The following is an 18,649-nucleotide window of genomic DNA, read 5'->3' on the forward strand; positions in this document are numbered from 1 at the left end:
TTGCATCTACGAGATGCCCTTCGTGCTTGGTGAAATCGGTCCCTAGAGAAGACAGATTTTCCCACCACGTAAGGGCATTCTCACTTCACGACGCGCTCACCCCACCAAGCCCATCGGTGGATCGAGGCTTAGGGGGCAGGTCGAAAAGGACGCGGCACTCGTTCAAGCCGGCTACGCCATCGAGTGGAACTTCTACGCAGGGCCGACAGGGTTCGACATCGATCCAAGGCTCGTGGACGCGTTAGCGGATGCGCAGATCCCGTACGTCGTGCACCTGCCCGCCTGACTCGCGATCCGCCCACCCACCTGTGGAGCGCGTCGCCTGACCGGCGCGGAGGGGTCGGGGCCCCGACCTACGCTGGACCCATGACGGCCACCACCGATCCCGCGACGGCCGACGAGGTCTACACCGCCGACGTCGAGCCCCGCCGGCGCGACCGTCTCGGACGTGTCGCCGCGGGAGCGCTCGACCTGTGGTGCGCGATGTCCGGGGGACGCTTCGACCTCACCAACGAAGGTGTCGTCGTCGTCCGGCGGCGCCGCGACGGCGGGCTCGAGCTCCGCGTTCCGGCCGGTGGACCCGAGGCCGCCGCCGTCCTCCTCGAAGTGATGAGGGGCCAGCTGGAGACGCTGACGCCCGAGGAGTTCCGCGACGGCTGGGGTATCGCCTGAGGCCTCAGCTCGTCGCGAGGTTGTGGTTGCCGATCTCCGGGTAGTGGCGGCGGATGTTCACCTTGCGCTCGAGCTCGCCGATGATCGCGGGCGCGAAGTTGACGTCGTAGAGCGCCTGCGCGCTGCCGAGGCCGCCGGGGCTGAAGACGTTGATCTCCATGAGCTTGTCGCCGACGATGTCGAGGCCGACGAGGAACATGCCGTCGCTGACGAGCTTGGGGCGCACGACCTCGACCATCTCGAGCATCGCGTCGGTGACGGTGACCTTCTCCGCCTTGCCGCCGGCCGACATGTTGGACCGGATGTCCTTGGTCTTGTTGGTGCGGCGGAAGGCGGCGTACTCCCCCTGGTGCATCAGCGGCTGGCCGTTCATCACGAACATGCGCACGTCCCCGTTGACCGCCTCGGGGAGGTACTCCTGCGCCACGACGTAACCGTCGCGCGAGATGGCCTCGATGATCTGGGTGAGGTTCGGTGCCTCCTTGCGGTCGACGAGGAAGACGCCGGCGCCGCCGGAGCCCTGGAGCGGCTTGAGGACCGCCTTGCCGCCGAGGTCGGAGATGAACTCCTCGATCATGTCCTCGTCGCGCGAGATCAGCGTGCGGGGGCGCACGACCTCGGGGAAGTGCTGGAAGTAGGCCTTGGACAGCGCGTTGGCGAGGCTGGTCGGGTCGTTGACCACGAGCACGCCGCTGGAGGCGATGAGCTGGCCGAAGGCGACGCCGGCGTTGTTGCGCCACGGGTCCGACTCGGCGTCGTCGGCCGGGTCGTTGCGCAGCATCACCACGTCGAACTCCTCGAGGCCGAGCAGCTGCTCGACCTCGGGCTTCTGGATGTCGGAGAGGTGGCGCTCGAGGGAGCGGTAGGACTTCGCGTCACCGGCGCGGGCCTTGGTGCTCAGGGAGCCGTCGGGCAGGTAGGCGAAGTCGCCGATGCCCATGTACCACGCCTCGTGGCCCATCTCCTTGGCCGCCATGGCGAGCCGGTTGGTGGTGTACTCCGCCTTCTCGGTCTCGATGTCGTTGACGACGAATCCGATCTTCATGAGTGTCCTTCCAGGAGCGTGCTGAGGTCCTCGGTCCCGGCCGCGCGGGCCAGGTTGGCGTTGGTCGCCGGGTCGTGCAGGTAGCGCGGCAGCACCCGGGGCGGGCGCAGCAGGCCGCGGTCCTCCAGGTCGCCGATGAGCGGCAGGTCGCGCAGCGAGAACTTGCCCAGCCAGAGCTGGTCGAGCGAGCCGTCGGAGCCGAGGTGCTCGAGCAGCTCGACGAGGCCGCGCAGGTAGATCGCGTCCTTGGTCATCCCGCCGGAGCGGTAGACCCGCATCACGGTGGTCCACGCGCTGCTCTCGGGGAAGCCGTCGGCGACCAGGGCCTCGTGGGCCTCGGCGAAGCTCGCGCCGCCGATCATCCGGTGGACGGTCACGACACGGCTGGCGAGCTGGCGCAGCCGGAAGGCGGTCAGGCCGCCGCAGGCGATCTCGGCGAGGACCGCGAGGCCCTCCTGCGTCTCGTCGTAGCCGGCCAGCCCGACGCCGAGCACCTTGATCGGCTGGTGGCTGCCGTTGGCCTGGGTCACGAGGTGGGTGCCGACCTCGTGGTGGAGCAGCGCCTGGGCCCGGGCGCGCTGCACCTTGGTCTCGGGCCCGATGAGCAGGGTGTCGCCGGAGACCATGACGCCGTTGACGTCGGTGCGGATCTCGGCATGCATGTCGAGGTCGGGGTCCTCGGCGCGGTAGTGGGCGATCTCGTCCTCGGCCAGGGCGAGGAACTCCTCGGCGTCGAGGGCCTCGTCGCCCGCCTCGGTGCGGGTGATGCTCGCCAGCAGCGTCTCGGCCTGCGTGCGCAGCGCCGGCGACACCCCGCCGTAGAGCTCCACGCTCAGCGGCAGGAAGTCGGCGGTGTCGCGCGCCTCGAGCATGTCGAGCTGGAGCTCCATCTCGCGGTGCTTGGCCCGCAGCAGCTGGCCCAGCACCGGGTCCTCGACCTCGCCGACGTCGATCGCGTCGAGCTCGGCGCGTACGACGTCGGGGTCGGTGTCGAGCTCGCGGTAGGTGAAGCCCGGGTCGGGCTCACGGCCCTCGAGGAAGTCGTCACGCAGGTCGTCGGCGTCGACAGGGGTGACCTCGAGGAGGAAGCGGAAGCTCTGCGACAGCAGGGCGAGGCGGTGATCGACCGCGAGGTCGGCGGCGCTCAGCTCGCTGTCGCCGCCGCTCACCGCAGCCTCCCCAGCTCCTCGTGGAGCCCGGGCAGGGCGGCGGCGAGGCCCTCCTGCGCGTTGCGCAGCCGCTCCTCGTCGAGCTCGCCGGACCACTCGTCCATGAAGGTCTTCTTGAACTCCAGGGCCAGGACGCACCCGACCCGCGGATAGCGGTCGTGCACCCACCACGCCAGGTTGCGGCCCTCGAAGGCGACGTTCTCGCGGGCGTCGAGCGGACCGCAGCCGAGCGAGGCGTCGCGCAGGTCGCCCATGAAGCGCTCCACCAGCGGACCGAAGAGGTCGTGGTCGAGACTGCCGGTGCCGACGTTGACCTCGGGGTTGTCCGACGCCGGCGCGGGCGGGGCGTCGGCCCCGTCGCGGCGGTGGTTGTAGGAGTGCACGTCGAGGAGCACGAACGGCCCCCGCTCGGCCAGCGCGTCGAGCCGCGGCGCGAGGGCGTCGTAGAAGGCGTCGTACGTCTCCAGGCTGCCCTCGAACAGCTCGTCGGACAGCACCCCGTCGCGCCACACCTCCAGGCCCCAGCAGTCCTCGGGCCGGCGGTAGACCGCCTCGCGCCGCGGGCGGTTGAGGTCGGCCTCGAAGCGCGAGCGGGTGGTCACCACCCGGTCCGGCACGACCGCCGCGATGCGGTCGGTGTGGGGGTCCTCCTCGCGGAACCGCTCCGTCTCGTCGAGCACCATCGCCGCGGCGATGTCCGGGCGCAGCTCGTGCCCGGCGTGCACCGAGGTCGCCACCACGGGCCCGCTCCAGTCACCGACGAACGCGACCGCGTCCGACGTCCCTCCCAAGGTCGTCATGGCCGCTTGTCTACCGGAGTCCCGGACCGCCGTGCACACCTCGCGCATCCCTAGGGGTGGGGGCTGGTAGTAATGGACGCATGCGCGTCGTGGTCCTCACCGGTGCCGGCATCTCCGCCGAGAGCGGGCTGTCGACCTTCCGCGACTCGGGCGGGCTGTGGGAGGGCCACGACCCGATGCAGGTGGCCACCCCCGAGGCGTACGCCGACGACCCGGGGCTCGTGCAGCGCTTCTACGACGAGCGGCGCGCGGCGCTCCCGCGGGTCCGTCCCAACGCGGCCCACGAGGCGCTGGTGCGGCTCGAGGACGCGCTCGGCGACGACCTGCTCGTCGTCACCCAGAACGTCGACGACCTCCACGAGCGGGCCGGCTCGCGGCGGGTGCACCACATCCACGGCCGGCTGCGCTCGGCGTGGTGCACCACCTGCGACGGGCGCCACGAGTGGGACGGGCCGCTGCGCCACGAGCCGCCGTGCCCGACCTGCGAGGAACCGACGCTGCGACCCGACATCGTCTGGTTCGGCGAGATCCCCTACGGCATGGACGTGGTGGAGCAGGCGCTGTGGGACTGCGACCTCTTCGTCTCCATCGGCACCTCCGGCGTCGTCTACCCCGCCGCGGCCTTCGTCCACTGGGCGCGCGGCGCGACGCTCGAGCTCAACCTCGAGCCGAGCGCGGGCGCCACGGACTTCGGGGAGTCGCGCCACGGTCCCGCCACCCGCCTGGTCCCCGCGTGGGTCGAGGAGCTGCTCGGCTGACGTGCCCCCCGGACTTGAGCAGTTCGCCTGCGCACGACGCCACCGCGTGATGTGATCGTCCGGCTCGTCATCAGGGGGAAGTCATGCGCAGGATCAAGCACGCCGTCGTCGCGCTGTCCGTGGCGTGCGCCGCGACCGGGTGCAGCGTCTACGACGACCTCACGACCTCCGACTTCGCCAAGCAGGACGGCGACGCGATCGTCGCCGCCGCGAGCGAGGCGATGCTGGACGTGCAGAGCATGCGCATCACCGGTCAGGCGCGCACGAACGGCAACCAGTTCTTCCTCGACCTCCGGCTGGACCGCGACGACAACTGCATCGGGACGGTCCGGTTCGGCGGCAGCAGCAACATCGACATCCGCCGGGTCGGCGACCGGGTCTGGCTCAAGGGCGAGTCCGGTGCCTACAACCGGCTGAGCAGCACCCCGCTTCCCCGCTACCTCCTCGACAGGCTGAGCACGACCTGGGTGCTCTTCGAGGACGACAAGGACCTGCGCAAGGCCTGCGACCTCGAGTCCTTCCTCGAGTCCTTCGAGGTCGTCGACCTCGTCGCCGGCGATGCCGACACGGGCAAGGGCACGAGCTCCGGCAAGGGCAGGGGCAAGGACCGCACCGACGACCTCTCCGGCGAGGTGCCGACCGTCGTCGGCGACGAGAGCAGCGAGGACGGGCAGAAGGTCGTCCAGCTCAGCGGCAGCCCCGGAGGCCAGCACGACGAGCTGGCCTGGGTGCGCAGCGAGGCCCCCCACCACGTCGTACGCATCGAGTCGACGTCGATGCAGGACGGCGGGACGATCGCGTTCTCGGAGTTCGACGAGGAATTCGAGGTCGAGGTCCCGAAGGGCAAGGACGTCATGCGCCGCTAGTCGCCGGTGCGCCAGCTCGACGCGCCACGCGGCGTCGGCGTACGGGGCGTGGCCTCGGGCGGCAGCGGCCGGAAGTTGAGGCGTACGGACGTGCCGCGCCCGAGCGTCGAGTCCACCTCCACGCTCCCGCCGTGGCGCTGCATGATCTCGCGCACGATGCCCAGGCCCAGCCCGGTCCCGGGGCGCAGCAGCGCCTCCTCGTTGGTGGAGCGGAAGAGCGGCGTGAAGAGCTTCTCCTGGTCGTCCTCGGAGATGCCGATGCCCTCGTCCTTGCACGCGAACGTCAGGCCGCCGTCGTGTCGGCGCTCGATGCCCAGCCAGATCTCGTCGTCCTGGTCGGAGTACTTCACGGCGTTGTCGACGAGGTTCGTGACCGCGCTGGCGATCTCGCGCGGGTCGGCGAGCACGATCGCCTCGCGCGTGTCGCCGACGAGGTGGAGCGTGATGCCGCGGCGCTCGGCCACGGCCGTCATCGACGCCAGCGTCTCCTCCACGATCGGCAGCAGGTCGATGCGCCGCATCGTGGGCGGGTGCTGGGGATCGCTGACCCGCGACAGCATGGCGAGGCCCTGCAGCAGGTCGCCGAGGCGCTCGCTGCCGCGCAGGATCGCCTGCGCCCGGCGGCGGTCGCGCTCGTCGACGAAGTCGCTGGTGGCGAGGAACTCGGCGTTGGCGGCGATGACCGTCATCGGGTTGTTGATCTCGTGGGTGAGCTCGCGCAGGAAGCGGTGGCGCGACTCCTCAAGCTCGCGCAGCTCGGTCAGCAGCCGGCGCTCGCGCTGGGTGGCGTGGGCGTTGGCGATGGCGCGGCCCAGGTCGTGGCCGAGCTCGAGCGCGGCGACGCCCTCGCCGTCGGTCCAGCGCCGCGACCCGGTGCGCCGTGCGCACATCAGCATGCCCAGCACCTCGTCGTCGACGCCGACGGGCGCAACGACGACGGCCTCGAAGCCGGCGGTGCGCAGGGCCTCGGTGAACCAGTCGGCGTGCGAGGTGTCGAGCTCGGGGTCGCCCCAGATGCGGCCGGGCTCGATGATGAGCACCCGCTGCTCGGCCCACGCGCGCGCGGCAGCCTCGTCGAGCGCGCGGCGTACGTCGGGGGCGATCTGCAGGCCCAGGCTGTCGGGCGTCTCGGCGTCGGGCTCGATGAAGACGTGGATCTCCAGCTCGTCGACCGACAGCGCACCGAGCAGCGTCGAGCGCGCCTCGCGCAGCAGGTGGCCGACGTCGTGGCGGGCGGGGTTGGAGCGGGCGAGGCGGCGGGTGGCGCGGATGACGCGCATGTGGTCGGCGTACTCCTCACGCTCCACCACGGTGACGATGGAGCGCAGCGTCATCGCCAGCTCGTCGGAGATCTCGAGCAGGCGGGCCTTGTCGGGGCGCCTGAGGTCGCTGGGGACGTCGAGGTAGAGCAGCGCGCGCAGGTCTCCGCGCTCGTCGGCGATCTGCGCGACGAGCATGTCCATCGGGTGCCAGTCGTCCGGCTCGCCCGTGGTGGGGATGTCGGGGACGACGACCACGCCGTCGATGCGGTCGCGGGTGGCGTCGGTGAGGTTCTCGTCCGGGATCCAGAGGAAGTTGCCGAAGGCCTCCCCGTCGGTGAAGACGGCCTGCATGTCCGAGAGCCGGGACGCGGTGCCGAGGCGATCCTCGGCGTTGGTCATGTCGCCGTAGATGGCGACGAACTCCAGCAGTCCCTTGGGCCGGACGACCTCGATGGCGCACACGCGGAAGCCGGCGCGGCTGGCGGCGTCGCGGGCGAGGGCGTGCATCAGCGCACGCGCACGCGCGTCGCCCCAGCTCAGGTCGCGCGTCCTGCGCTCACCCGCCCCACCCTTTTCCATGCCGCACTCGTCCTCCCACCTGCCATGGGGATGGTAGGCGCGCGATGGTTGCTCCGGGAGTCTTTCCGCAGGTCTTGACCTTCGGTGGCCGACATCTGCGATGACGGGGGCGACTCACCGGTCGCGCCGACCGGCCTCCGACGGGAGCCACACCGTGAAGGTCGTGCCCTCGCCCAGCACCGACTCGACCTCGATGCTGCCGTGGTGGCCGGTGACCACACGCTCGGTGATCGCCAGGCCCAGCCCGGTGCCGGGTCGCCCGCGCGCCTCGGGCCGCGCCGAGCGGAAGAACGGCGTGAAGACGTCGCCGAGCTCGGCCGCGGCGATGCCGATGCCGGTGTCGGCACACGTGAGGCGTACGCCGTCGCGCCCGTCCACGACCTCCGGCGCCAGGCACACGTCGACCCGGCCGCCGTCGGGGGTGTACTTCAGCGCGTTGGACAGCAGGTTGGTCACCAGGCGCTGCAGGCCCGCGAGCTCTCCCTCGACGACGAGGCCCGAGGTGATGTCGGTGCGCATCTCCAGGCCGCCGAGGGCCGCGGTCGGCGCGAGGAACTGGCAGCTCTCGCCCACCAGCGCGGAGAGGTCCACGGGCGCCGGGGAGGTGGACCGCTCGGGGTCACTGACGGTGGCGAGCGCCATCAGGTCCTCGATCATGTCCTCGATCCGCCGGGCGGCGCGGTCCATCGCCTGCACCGACTCGTCGCGCTCATCCTCGTCGGGCTCGAGGGACAGCAGCTCCAGGTTGGTCCACAGCACGCTCACGGGGTTGCGCAGCTCGTGGGCCAGCGTCATGACCATGTCGCGGCGGTAGTCGTTGGTGGCGCGGAGCTCGGCGTTGAGGGCGCGCTCGCGCTCCACCAGTCGTGCCTCGAGCAGCAGCCGGGCGATGTCGGAGGCCACGACGCTGGCGGCCATGATCTCGGAGGCGATCCACCGCGGCGCGTCGGGCGCGCGTCCCATCGCCAGCGTGCCGAGGTAGTCGTCGCCGGCGCCGAAGGGCACCAGCAGGCCCGACCCGAGCCCGTGGGTGTCCAGGAGCCGGGTGAGCGAGGGCGGGGTCTCGATGGAGTCCTCCTGCATGCTCCACGTCCGCTGCCGCTCGACCACCACGTGCCCGCGCCGGCGCCACTGACGGCGCATCAGGTCGGTCACCTCGCCGCGGTCCGCCTCGAGCTCGGCGATCACGGTCGCCTCCGAGAGCACGTCGACGGTCGCGACGTCCATCGCGTCCACCATCGCCTCCGACAGCGCGGCGAGCAGCTCCTCCTCCCCCAGCCCGGGTCGTACGCTCTCGATGGCGCGCCGCGCCTGGGTGACCATCCGCACCTGCTCGCCGTAGAGCTCGCGCTCCACGATGCTGATCACGGCCTCGAAGAGCACGCCGGCCTCGGCGTTGATGCAGTCGATGTCGTCGGGCGTCGGGCGCAGGCCGGACAGCGGCTCGTCGAGGTAGAGAATGCCGCGCAGGTCGCCGTCCTCGTTGAGGAGCATCCGCACCAGCTGGTCGTCGGGGTCCCACCCGTTGGGCAGGCCGGAGGCCGGGACATCGGGCCGGTGGCCGAACTCGTCCAGGAAGGCCCGCGTCTCGTCGTCGAGGCGCTCGCCGGGGATGTGGCGCCACCCGCCCATCTCGTGGCCCAGCGTCTGGATGTGCTCGAGGGCCAGCGGTGAGGCCTCCCCCAGCATCTTCTCGCGGGCGGCGGCGTCCCCGGCGATGGCGACGAACTCGAGGTAGCCGTCGGAGCGTAGTGCCTCGATCGCCACGACCTTGTGGGCCGTGCGCGTGGCGATGTCCTCCGCGATGGCGTGCAGGACCGCGCGCTGGGCGTCGTTGCCCCAGGCGCGTCCTCGAGGGTGTACGTACGCCCCGCCGTCTTCCCTCACGTCCTGCTCCCACCCCGTACGAGCCAGTCGGGGGCGACGTTACGCGCGTGGCGGCTGCCCGGCAGCAACTTGGGATGTTCGGCGTCGTAGGTGACCCGCGGGTAACATAGGGCCCATGAAGCGTGAGATCTACGACGAGGACCACGAGGCCTTCCGCGCCTCGGTCAAGCAGTTCCTGGACCGCGAGGTCACCCCGCACCTGGAGGCGTACGCCGACAACCACGGCCTCGACCGCGCCTTCTGGACCGCCGCGGGCAAGCAGGGCTTCCTGGGCCTGGAGATCCCCGACGAGTTCGGCGGCTCCGAGGCCGGCGACTACCGCTTCAACGCGGTGCTCACCGAGGAGCTCGCCAAGGTCAACATGACTCTTCCGAGCTGCGTGGGCATCCACGCCGACATCACCGTCCCCTACCTGGTGCACCTCACCAACGACGAGCAGAAGGCGCGCTGGCTGCCGGGCTGCGCGTCGGGCGACATCGTCACCGCGATCGGCATGACCGAGCCCGGTGGCGGATCCGACCTGGCCAACCTCAAGACCACGGCCGTCCGCGACGGCGACGACTGGATCCTCAACGGGTCGAAGACCTTCATCACCAACGGCGGCTCCGCCGACATCGTGCTCGTCGCGGCGCGCACCAGCCCGGAGAAGAAGGCGAAGGGCATCTCGCTCTTCGCCGTCGACACCACCCTCGACGGCTTCAGCGTCGGCCGCGTGCTCGACAAGGTCGGTCAGGACGAGTCCGACACCGCCGAGCTCGCCTTCGACAACGTGCGGGTCAGCAACGACGACCTGGTCGGCCCGCTCGACACCGGCTTCATCTCGATGATGCAGTTCCTGCCGCAGGAGCGCCTCGGCTCGGCGATCACCAACCTCGCCCACGCCAAGCAGATCCTCGAGGAGACGGTCCAGTACGCCAAGGACCGCCAGGCCTTCGGCCAGCCGATCGGTTCGTTCCAGAACACCCAGTTCCTGCTGGCCGACCTCGTCACGCGCGTCGACGTCACCCAGGCCTTCGTGGACCAGTGCGTCATCGCGCACACCAAGGCCGAGCTCACCCCCGTCGACGCCGCCAAGGCGAAGTGGTGGACCTCTCAGGTGCAGAACGACGTCCTCGACCACTGCGTGCAGGTCCACGGCGGCTACGGCTACATGAACGAGTACCGCGTGGCCCGCGCCTGGCGCGACGCCCGCGTGACGAAGATCTGGGCCGGCTCCAACGAGATCATGAAGATGCTGATCGGGCGCGACCTGGGCCTCTGAGCACAGCCTCACCTTCGTTGCGCGGCACCGGTCGCAGGGCGAGGATCGGAGACGTGAGCCTGGAGATCGGAACCGACGAAGAGCCGCAGCACTTCCACGACGACATGGGCGACGACGTGGGGGCGCGGCTCAACTGGCTGCGCGCGGCGGTGCTGGGCGCCAACGACGGCATCGTGTCGACCGCCGGCGTGGTGATGGGCGTCGCCGGCGCCACCGACGACAGCGGCGCGATCGTGATCGCCGGCATCGCCGCCCTGACGGCGGGCGCGCTGAGCATGGGCACCGGCGAGTACGTCTCGGTGAGCACCCAGCGCGACTCGGAGAAGTCGCTCCTCGCCCTCGAGGCACGCGAGCTCGAGCGGATGCCGGAGACCGAGCAGTCCGAGCTGGCCCGGATGTACGAGGACAAGGGCCTCTCCCGCGCGACCGCCGAGCGCGTCGCCGCGGAGCTGACCGAGAAGGACGCGCTGCGCGCGCACGCGGACATCGAGTTCGGCATCGACCCCGACAACCTGACCAACCCGTGGCACGCGGCCTGGGCCTCGATGATCGCGTTCACGATCGGTGCGCTGCTGCCTCTCCTGATCGTGGCCTTCGTGCCCGACGGCGTACGCATCCTCGTCACGGTGCTCAGCGTCGTCGCCGCGCTCGCGCTGACCGGCTTCGTCAGCGCACGCATCGGCTACAGCCCGCGCCTGCCCGCCGTGGTCCGCAACGTGTCGGGCGGCCTGCTCGCGATGGGCGTGACCTACGCGATCGGCATGCTCGCCGGCACGCAGCTGGGCTGACGCCCCGGACCGTACGCGTCAGGCCGGCACCGGCCCGGTGGAGCTGCGCATGATGAGCTCGGGCGCGAAGAGGTACTCCCGCGACGCCACGGGGTCGCCGCCGATGGCGTCCGCGAGCGCTGCCACGGCAGTGCCGCCCATCGACGCGACCGGCTGGCGAACGGTGGTGAGCGGGGGGTCGAGGAAGGCCACCAGGGGCGAGTCGTCGAAGCCGACCACCGAGACGTCACCGGGCACGGTGAGGCCCTCGGCACGGGCGGCGCGGATCGCGCCGATGGCCATCATGTCCGAGCCGCAGACGACGGCCGTCGCCCCCTGCTCGAGCAGCTGGGTGGTCGCCGCGGCACCGCCCTCGACGGAGAAGATCGTCTCCGCGATCCAGCTGCGCGCCTCGGCCTCGGGGAGCCCGAGGTGGCGTCGCAGCGCTGCGACGAAGCCCTCGTGCTTGCGGGCCGATGGCATGAAGCGTGCCGGCCCGATGGCCAGGCCGATCCTGCGGTGGCCGAGGTGGCAGAGGTGGGAGACGGCGATGTCCATGGCGACCCGGTCGTCGGCGGAGACGAAGGGCGCGTCGATGCCGTCGACGTAGCCGTTGATGAAGACGACGGGCAGGCCCCGCTCGAGCAGGACGCGGTAGCGGTCGTGGTCGGCGCGGGTGTCGGCGTGCTTTCCGGAGACGAAGATGATCCCGGCGACGCCGTGGTCGAGCAACGACTCGACGTACTCGTCCTCCGACAGGCTCCCTGGCGACTGGGTGCACAGCACGGGCGTGAAGCGCCGCCGCGCCAGGGCGTCCTCGATGACCTGCGCGAAGGCCGGGAAGATGGGGTTCTCGAGCTCGGGCACCACCAGGCCGACGAGGCCGGCGCTGCGCTGGCGCAGGTGGGTGGGGCGCTCGTAGCCGAGCACGTCGAGGGCCGTGATCACCGCCTGCCGGGTGCTCTCGCTGACGCCGGGCTTGGAGTTGAGCACACGGCTGACGGTGGCCTCGCTGACGCGAGCCTCCGCAGCGATCTGGGCCAGCGTTGCCATGGCGACATGAAAGCACCCTGCGCAACCCTTGCACATGCATTGCAAGGTCTTTCAGAATCTGCATGCTCTTGCTAATCTTCGGTGACCGTCATCACAGCGCCCCGCCCGGGCGCGCATTCACCAGGAGAAATCGATGCGTCGATCCACCGCCGGCACCACCGGCATCGCCGTCGCCGCCCTCGCCCTCACGCTCGCAGCGTGCGGCAGCGACGGCGGCGACTCCGACACCAGCAGCAGCGACGCAGGCGGCGCCTCGGGCGACCTCAGCGCTGAGCTGACCTGGTGGGACACCTCGGACGCCACCAATGAGGCGCCCGCCTACGACGAGCTGATCAAGAAGTTCAACGAGGAGTACCCCGACGTCACGATCAACCACGAGACCGTGCCGTTCGACCAGACGCAGAACAAGTTCAAGACGGCGGCCGAGTCCGGCTCCGGGGCGCCGGACATCCTGCGGGCGGAGGTCGCCTGGACCCCGGAGTTCGCCTCGCTCGGCTACCTCTACGCCCTCGACGGCACCGCCGCGCTGGAGAACAACTTCCTGGAGACGCCGCTCTCGAGCAACGTCTACGAGGACAAGACCTACGGCGTCCCGCAGGTCACCGACACCCTCGGCCTGATGTACAACAAGGCCCTCTTCGAGAAGGCCGGCCTCGACCCCGAAGCCCCGCCGACCACGTGGGACGAGGTCCGCGAGGCGGCCAAGACCCTCAAGAGCGAGGCGGGGGTCGACGGCATCTACCTCAACTCCGGCGGCTACTTCCTCCTGCCGTTCCTCTACGGCGAGGGCGCCGACCTCGTCGACAGCGAGGCGCAGGAGATCACCGTCAACAGCCCCGAGGCCGCAGCCGGCATCGACGTCGCTGCCAGCATGGTCGAGGACGGCACGGCCGTGAAGCCCACGGCCAACGACCCCTACGGCACGATGATGACCCTGTTCAAGGAGCAGAAGGTCGCGATGATCATCAACGGCCCGTGGGAGGTCGCCGGCATCAGCGACGACCCGAACTTCGGTGGCATCGAGAACCTCGGTGTCGCGCCCGTCCCCGCCGGCAGCGCCGGCCAGGGCGCCCCGGTGGGCGGCCACAACTACGTCGTCTACTCCGGCATGGACGACGAGAAGGCCGAGGCCGCCGCGGCCTTCATCGCCTTCATGAGCTCCGCCGAGTCCGAGGCCTTCATCGCCGACGAGCTCGGCCTGCTGCCCGGCAACGCCGACTCCTACGACATGGTGACCAACGAGCGGGTGGCCCTGTGGGCCGACGCGATGGAGGTCGCGCAGCCGCGTCCGTGGATCCCCGAGGGCGGCCAGTTCTTCGCCGCGCTCGACACGATGGCGACCGAGGTGCTCATCCAGGGCAAGCCCGCCCAGGGCGCGCTGGACAAGGCCGCCGACACCTACAAGAGCGACGTCGTCCCGGACTACTCGCTCCAGTGACACCCCGCTGAGCCCGAGCGGCCGGCCCCGGCACCCCCGGGGCCGGCCGTTCGTCCCAGCCCCCCCGGTCCCGACCCGCACCACCTCTCGACGACGGAGACAGTCAGTTGCGCAAGAGCTTCGACAAGCACTGGTACGCGTGGGCCATGGTGCTGCCCACCGTGGTGGTGCTCGGCGTCCTGGTCTTCTACCCCCTCGTGCAGGGGGTGTGGCAGTCGTTCACCGACCTGAACGAGTCCAACCAGCGCGAGGAGATCTGCACCAGGATCCTCGGCGGCGCGGAGACGTGCGAGCCGAACCCCGACGCCGCGAGGTTCGTCGGCCTCGACAACTACGTCGACATCCTCACCGGCGCGCAGGGCAGCTTCTGGCTCCAGCTCACCAACACCCTCGTGTGGACACTGGCCTGCGTCACGCTGCACTACGGGATCGGCCTGGGCCTGGCCGTCATCCTCAACCGCAACTTCCGCTTCCGCGGCTTCTACCGCGTCGCGCTGATCCTGCCGTGGGCGGTGCCGTCCTTCGTCGCGGCCTTCGCCTGGCGCTTCATCTTCGACGAGCGCTTCGGCATCATCAACGGCGTGCTGCGCGCCGTCGGCATCGATCCGGTGTCGTGGTTCGAGCAGCGCTGGACCTCGCTGTTCACCGCCATCGTGGCCAACGTCTGGCTCGGCGTGCCGTTCATGATGGTCGCCCTGCTCGGCGGCCTCCAGTCGATCAACGGCGACCTCTACGAGGCGGCCGAGATCGACGGGGCCACCCCGTGGCAGCGCTTCGTCAACATCACCCTCCCGGGCCTGCGCCCGGTGTCGTCCACCGTGATCCTGCTCGGCACCATCTGGACCTTCAACATGTTCCCGATCATCTACTTCGTCACCCGCGGGCAGCCGGCCGGCTCGACCGAGATCCTGGTGACCGGCGCCTACCGGGCGGCCTTCGAGGGCATCCGCGACTACTCGCTCGCGGCCACCTACGGCGTACTGATCCTGTCGATCCTCGTCGTCTACGCCAGCGCCTACAAGCGCATGCTGGCCAAGCAGGGAGAGGTGTTCTGATGACCACGATGCCCCCGGCCGCCGTGGCCGCCGACCCCGTCGAGACCGTCGCCGGCACGCGTACGCCGCTCCCGCGCCGCCGACGCGAGCGCTCGGTCGCAGCCAGCATCGCGCTGCACGGCACGCTCGTCGTCGCGACCTTCATCGCGCTCTTCCCGATCCTGTGGGTCGTGCTGAGCTCGATCAAGCCCGCCAGCGAGATCCGCCGCACCGAGGTCGAGCTCTTCTCCAGCCCGACCCTCGACAACTACCGCCGGCTCCTGACCGAGACCGACTTCCCGACCTGGTTCGCCAACTCGGTGGTCGTGGCGGCCTTCACGATGGTCATCGGCATCGCGATGTCGGCGACCGCGGGCTACGCGCTGAGCCGCTTCAACTTCCCCGGCAAGCGCGGCCTGATGTGGGTCTTCCTGCTGACCCAGATGTTCCCGGTGGCGATCCTGATCGTGCCGATCTACACGATCATGGCCAACCTCGGGCTGATCGACACCAAGCTGTCGCTGATCATCGCCTACTGCACGGTGGCCGTGCCGTTCTGCGCGTGGATGCTGCGGGGCTACTTCGACACCATCCCCCGCGAGCTCGACGAGGCCGCCGCGCTGGACGGGCTCGGCCCCTTCAGCACCTTCTGGCGGATCATCCTGCCGCTGGCCCGCCCGGGCCTCGCGGTGACGGCGTTCTACACGTTCCTCACCGCGTGGGGTGAGGTGGCGTACGCCATCGCCTTCATGCAGGGCAGCGACCACTACACGCTCGGCGCCGGCCTCCAGCAGTTCGTCCCGCAGTTCAGCCCCCGGTGGGAGCTGCTGACCGCGGGCGCGGTGCTCATCACGGTGCCGGCCGCGATCGTGTTCTTCTTCGCCCAGCGCCACCTGGTCGCGGGGCTGACCGCGGGCGGCACGAAGGGCTGAGGCGCCTCAGCCGAGCGCTGCGACGATCTCGTTGACCTTGTCCTTGGCGTCGCCGAAGAGCATCTGCGCGTTGTCCTTGAAGAAGAGCGGGTTCTGCACCCCGGCATAGCCGGTGGCCATCGACCGCTTGAAGACGATGACGTCGCGGGCGTTCCAGACCTCGAGGACCGGCATCCCGGCGATCGGCGAGCCGGGCTCCTCCATCGCGGCGGGGTTGACGGTGTCGTTGGCGCCGATCACGAGCACGACGTCGACGTCGGGCAGGTCGTCGTTGATCTCGTCCATCTCGAGCACGATGTCGTACGGCACCTTCGCCTCGGCGAGCAGCACGTTCATGTGGCCCGGCAGGCGGCCGGCGACCGGGTGGATGCCGAAGCGGACGTCGACGCCCTTCTCGCGCAGCCGCTTGGTCATCTCCGCGACGGGGTACTGTGCCTGCGCGACCGCCATGCCGTAGCCGGGCGTGATGACGACCGACGAGGCGCCGGCCAGCATCTCCGCCACGTCGGCGGCCTGGATCTCGCGGTGCTCGCCGTAGTCGCGGGCCTCCCCGCTGACGGTGCCGTCGGAGCCGAAGCCGCCGGCGATGACGCTCACGAAGGAGCGGTTCATCGCCTTGCACATGATGTAGCTGAGGATCGCGCCCGAGGAGCCGACCAGCGCGCCGGTGATGATGAGCAGGTCGTTGCCGAGCATGAAGCCCGCGGCCGCGGCGGCCCAGCCGCTGTAGCTGTTGAGCATCGACACCACGACGGGCATGTCACCGCCGCCGATCGCGGCGACGAGGTGGAACCCGAGGGCGAGGGCCAGCACGGTCATCACGACCAGCGGCGCCATCCCGCCCCATCCGTCGGCCAGCATGAACCAGACCAGCAGCACGGCCGACGAGACGAGCACCGCGAGGTTGAGCTGGTGGCGTCGCGGCAGCACCAGTGGCGAGGACTTCATCTTCGCGCTGAGCTTGAGGTTGGCGACCACGGAGCCGGTGAAGGTGACGGCGCCGATGAAGACGCCGATGAAGACCTCGGCGTTGTGCACCGCGTCCGAGGCCACGCCGAGCGCGGCGTCCTCGATGTAGGTGTTGTAGCCCACCAGCACGGCGGCGAGCCCGACGAAGCTGTGCATCATCGCGATCAGCTCGGGCATGCCGGTCATCTCGACGCGGCGCGCGAGGCGGATGCCGATGACCGCCCCCACCGTGCCCGCGACGAGGATGATGACCAGCCCGACCACGACCGGCCCTTGGTCGATGTAGTCGGTGCCGAGGAAGTCGAGCACCAGCAGCAGCGTCGCGACGAGCGCAAGAGCCATGCCGGCCATGCCGAACTGGTTGCCGCGCCGGGCGGTCTCGTGCTTGCTGAGGCCCGCGAGCGCGAGGATGAAGAGGAGCGCGGCGAGGATGTAGGCGCCCTGGACGAACGAAGCCACGGGTCAGCCCTTCTGGAACATGTTGAGCATCCGCCGGGTGACCATGAAGCCACCGAAGACGTTGATGCTGGCGAGCAGGATGGCGACCCCGGCGATCACCTGGACCGCGAGGTTGTCGACCGGTGCCTGGAGGACCGCGCCGACCACGATGATCCCGCTGATCGCGTTGGTGACGCTCATGAGCGGCGTGTGGAGCGCGTGGTGGACGTTGCCGATGACGTAGAAGCCGATCACGACCGCGAGCACGAAGACGGTGAGGCTCGGCAGGAAGCTCGGCGGCGCCAGGGTGGCCAGCGCGAGGAAGACCACCGCGGCCAGCCCGGCGGCGTACATCCGGCGACGAGGGTCGGGCGGGGGCGGCGGCGCCTTCTCGACCGGCATCACCTTGGTCGCCTCGGCCGGGGCGGCGGAGACCTGGACCGGCGGCGGGGGCCACATGATCTCTGCAGTGGTGCCACTCCCTCCCACACTGCGGGTGACGGTGATCCCGCGCTGGACGACGTCGTCCATGTCGAGGGTGAGCACGCCGTCCTTGGCGGGGGTGAGGAGCTTGAGGAGGTTGACGACGTTGGTGCCGTAGAGCTGGCTGGTCTGGGCCGCGAGGCGGCCGGCGAGATCGGTGTAGCCCAGGACGGTCACGCCGTTGGCGGTGACCACGCGCTCGTCCTTCACCGTGGCGGCGACGTTGCCGCCGTTGGCCGCGGCCATGTCGACGACCACAGAGCCCGGCTTCATCGCCGCGACCGTCTCCGCGCTGACGAGCTGCGGGGCGGGACGGCCGGGGATCAGCGCAGTCGTGATGACGATGTCGGCGGCCCGCGCCTCCTCGTCGTACATCGCAGCGGTGGCGGCCTCCTGCTCGGCGGTCATCTCCTTGGCGTAGCCGTCGGAGGAGACCTCCTGTCCCTGCCCCATGTCGACGGTGACGAACTCCGCGCCCATCGACTCGACCTGCTCGGCGACCTCGGGGCGTACGTCGAACGCGCGCACGATCGCGCCCAGCGAGCCGGCTGCACCGATGGCGGCGAGCCCTGCGACGCCGGCGCCGACCACGAAGACACGCGCCGGCGGCACCTTGCCGGCCGCCGTGACCTGGCCGGTGAAGAGCCGGCCGAACTCGTGGGCCGCCTCGATGACGGCGCGGTAGCCCGCGACGTTGGCCATCGACGACAGCACGTCCATCGACTGCGCCCGCGAGATGCGCGGCACCGCGTCCATCGCAAGCGCCGTCACGCCCGCCGCGGAGAGCCGCTCGACGAGCTCGGGGCTGCGGGCAGGCGCCATGAGCGCGATCACCGTCGCGCCGGGACGCAGCCGGGCGATCTCCTCGTCGGTGGGGGCGTTGACCTTCACCACGACGTCGCTCGACCAGACCTCCTCGCCCGTGCCGACGCGGATGTCGGCGTCGGCGAAGGCCGTGTCCGGCTGGTCGGCCGCAGCGCCTGCGCCCTGCTCCACCACGACGTCGTAGCCCAGCGACACCAGCTGCGACGCCGTCTTCGCCGTCGCGGCGACGAGGGTCTCGCCGGGTCGTGACTCACGTGGGATGCCGATGCGCACTGCTGCCTCCTGGGTGGGGGCTCCGGACCTGGTCGGCACCAGAGCGGCGTGCGGGCCGGGGCACAACGTACCGAAACAGAAGCCGTTGTCACCGGTGTCTCAGGTGGCGCGCGTCACGTGCTCGCTCACCCTTCGGGG

General features: G+C 70.5%; 16 protein-coding genes. 8 read left to right on the forward strand and 8 right to left on the reverse strand.

Annotation, left to right across the window (positions count from 1 at the left end; genetic code table 11):
- Positions 1 to 366 precede the first annotated feature (366 nt).
- Positions 367 to 672, forward strand: coding sequence for a hypothetical protein (locus tag IRX98_RS19400; RefSeq protein ID WP_224279578.1), 306 nt, complete (start codon positions 367 to 369; stop codon positions 670 to 672).
- Between the two features lie 4 nt (positions 673 to 676).
- Here IRX98_RS19400 and IRX98_RS19405 read toward each other — a convergent pair whose 3' ends face one another.
- The 3 genes from IRX98_RS19405 to IRX98_RS19415 are packed head-to-tail and all read right to left on the reverse strand — an operon-like array spanning position 677 to position 3,686.
- Complete coding sequence (locus tag IRX98_RS19405; RefSeq protein WP_224279580.1) at positions 677 to 1,717, reverse strand: glutathione synthetase; 1,041 nt, start codon at positions 1,715 to 1,717, stop codon at positions 677 to 679.
- Positions 1,714 to 2,886: a peptidase MATCAP family protein gene (locus IRX98_RS19410; RefSeq protein ID WP_224279582.1), complete on the reverse strand. Its 1,173-nt coding sequence runs from the start codon at positions 2,884 to 2,886 to the stop codon at positions 1,714 to 1,716. Before IRX98_RS19410 ends, IRX98_RS19405 begins: the two co-directional genes overlap by 4 nt.
- Complete coding sequence (locus tag IRX98_RS19415; protein WP_224279584.1) at positions 2,883 to 3,686, reverse strand: N-formylglutamate amidohydrolase; 804 nt, start codon at positions 3,684 to 3,686, stop codon at positions 2,883 to 2,885. The genes IRX98_RS19410 and IRX98_RS19415 overlap by 4 nt, the downstream gene beginning before the upstream one ends.
- A gap of 80 nt (positions 3,687 to 3,766) precedes the next feature.
- Between IRX98_RS19415 and IRX98_RS19420 the strand changes: the two genes are divergently transcribed.
- Positions 3,767 to 4,444, forward strand: a complete 678-nt coding sequence (locus IRX98_RS19420) for an NAD-dependent deacylase (protein ID WP_224279586.1) — start codon at positions 3,767 to 3,769, stop codon at positions 4,442 to 4,444.
- Between the two features lie 83 nt (positions 4,445 to 4,527).
- Entirely contained in the window at positions 4,528 to 5,310 is a 783-nt protein-coding gene (locus IRX98_RS19425; protein ID WP_224279589.1) for a hypothetical protein, read from the forward strand.
- On the opposite strand, the gene IRX98_RS19430 is transcribed toward IRX98_RS19425, so the two are convergent.
- Positions 5,307 to 7,151: a sensor histidine kinase gene (locus IRX98_RS19430; protein ID WP_224279591.1), complete on the reverse strand. Its 1,845-nt coding sequence runs from the start codon at positions 7,149 to 7,151 to the stop codon at positions 5,307 to 5,309. The two genes, IRX98_RS19425 and IRX98_RS19430, sit on opposite strands and share 4 nt — an antisense overlap.
- Positions 7,152 to 7,265: 114 nt before the next feature.
- Complete coding sequence (locus tag IRX98_RS23645; RefSeq protein ID WP_224279594.1) at positions 7,266 to 9,038, reverse strand: sensor histidine kinase; 1,773 nt, start codon at positions 9,036 to 9,038, stop codon at positions 7,266 to 7,268.
- A 115-nt stretch (positions 9,039 to 9,153) separates the two neighbouring features.
- Here IRX98_RS23645 and IRX98_RS19440 point away from each other — a divergent pair, with 115 nt between their 5' ends.
- Positions 9,154 to 10,299, forward strand: a complete 1,146-nt coding sequence (locus IRX98_RS19440) for an acyl-CoA dehydrogenase family protein (RefSeq protein ID WP_224279595.1) — start codon at positions 9,154 to 9,156, stop codon at positions 10,297 to 10,299.
- Between the two features lie 104 nt (positions 10,300 to 10,403).
- Positions 10,404 to 11,087, forward strand: coding sequence for a VIT1/CCC1 transporter family protein (locus IRX98_RS19445; protein ID WP_235746007.1), 684 nt, complete (start codon positions 10,404 to 10,406; stop codon positions 11,085 to 11,087).
- 18 nt (positions 11,088 to 11,105) lie between these two features.
- On the opposite strand, the gene IRX98_RS19450 is transcribed toward IRX98_RS19445, so the two are convergent.
- Positions 11,106 to 12,119, reverse strand: a complete 1,014-nt coding sequence (locus IRX98_RS19450; protein WP_224279599.1) for a LacI family DNA-binding transcriptional regulator — start codon at positions 12,117 to 12,119, stop codon at positions 11,106 to 11,108.
- 133 nt (positions 12,120 to 12,252) lie between these two features.
- On the opposite strand from IRX98_RS19450, the gene IRX98_RS19455 reads away from it, so the two are divergent.
- The 3 genes from IRX98_RS19455 to IRX98_RS19465 all read left to right on the forward strand — a co-directional run bounded on the left by IRX98_RS19455 (position 12,253) and on the right by IRX98_RS19465 (position 15,523).
- Complete coding sequence (locus tag IRX98_RS19455) at positions 12,253 to 13,557, forward strand: extracellular solute-binding protein (protein WP_224279601.1); 1,305 nt, start codon at positions 12,253 to 12,255, stop codon at positions 13,555 to 13,557.
- A 107-nt stretch (positions 13,558 to 13,664) separates the two neighbouring features.
- Complete coding sequence (locus IRX98_RS19460; protein WP_224279603.1) at positions 13,665 to 14,612, forward strand: carbohydrate ABC transporter permease; 948 nt, start codon at positions 13,665 to 13,667, stop codon at positions 14,610 to 14,612.
- Positions 14,612 to 15,523 (forward strand): sugar ABC transporter permease, encoded by a 912-nt coding sequence (locus IRX98_RS19465; RefSeq protein ID WP_224279605.1) that lies wholly within the window; start codon positions 14,612 to 14,614, stop codon positions 15,521 to 15,523. Before IRX98_RS19460 ends, IRX98_RS19465 begins: the two co-directional genes overlap by 1 nt.
- 6 nt (positions 15,524 to 15,529) lie before the next feature.
- On the opposite strand, the gene pntB is transcribed toward IRX98_RS19465, so the two are convergent.
- Both pntB and IRX98_RS19475 read right to left on the reverse strand, forming a co-directional pair.
- Entirely contained in the window at positions 15,530 to 16,951 is a 1,422-nt protein-coding gene (pntB, locus tag IRX98_RS19470) for a Re/Si-specific NAD(P)(+) transhydrogenase subunit beta (RefSeq protein WP_224279607.1), read from the reverse strand.
- A 3-nt stretch (positions 16,952 to 16,954) separates the two neighbouring features.
- On the reverse strand, positions 16,955 to 18,511 hold the full coding sequence (locus tag IRX98_RS19475; RefSeq protein ID WP_224279680.1) for a Re/Si-specific NAD(P)(+) transhydrogenase subunit alpha: 1,557 nt from the start codon (positions 18,509 to 18,511) through the stop codon (positions 16,955 to 16,957).
- Positions 18,512 to 18,649: the final 138 nt, after the last annotated feature.

The organism is Nocardioides lacusdianchii (genome assembly GCF_020102855.1).
Lineage (GTDB): Bacteria > Actinomycetota > Actinomycetes > Propionibacteriales > Nocardioidaceae > Nocardioides > Nocardioides lacusdianchii.

What these genes read in the sequence shown, in the direction of transcription:
- IRX98_RS19415 (WP_224279584.1), bottom strand. Translation starts at nt 3,686, where the DNA reads ATGACGACCTTGGGAGGGACGTCGGACGCGGTCGCGTTCGTCGGTGAC.
- IRX98_RS19465 (WP_224279605.1), top strand. Translation starts at nt 14,612, where the DNA reads ATGACCACGATGCCCCCGGCCGCCGTGGCCGCCGACCCCGTCGAGACC.
- IRX98_RS19420 (WP_224279586.1), top strand. Translation starts at nt 3,767, where the DNA reads ATGCGCGTCGTGGTCCTCACCGGTGCCGGCATCTCCGCCGAGAGCGGG.
- IRX98_RS19425 (WP_224279589.1), top strand. Translation starts at nt 4,528, where the DNA reads ATGCGCAGGATCAAGCACGCCGTCGTCGCGCTGTCCGTGGCGTGCGCC.
- IRX98_RS19440 (WP_224279595.1), top strand. Translation starts at nt 9,154, where the DNA reads ATGAAGCGTGAGATCTACGACGAGGACCACGAGGCCTTCCGCGCCTCG.
- IRX98_RS19445 (WP_235746007.1), top strand. Translation starts at nt 10,404, where the DNA reads ATGGGCGACGACGTGGGGGCGCGGCTCAACTGGCTGCGCGCGGCGGTG.
- IRX98_RS19450 (WP_224279599.1), bottom strand. Translation starts at nt 12,119, where the DNA reads ATGGCAACGCTGGCCCAGATCGCTGCGGAGGCTCGCGTCAGCGAGGCC.
- IRX98_RS19405 (WP_224279580.1), bottom strand. Translation starts at nt 1,717, where the DNA reads ATGAAGATCGGATTCGTCGTCAACGACATCGAGACCGAGAAGGCGGAG.
- IRX98_RS19455 (WP_224279601.1), top strand. Translation starts at nt 12,253, where the DNA reads ATGCGTCGATCCACCGCCGGCACCACCGGCATCGCCGTCGCCGCCCTC.
- IRX98_RS19430 (WP_224279591.1), bottom strand. Translation starts at nt 7,151, where the DNA reads ATGGAAAAGGGTGGGGCGGGTGAGCGCAGGACGCGCGACCTGAGCTGG.
- IRX98_RS19400 (WP_224279578.1), top strand. Translation starts at nt 367, where the DNA reads ATGACGGCCACCACCGATCCCGCGACGGCCGACGAGGTCTACACCGCC.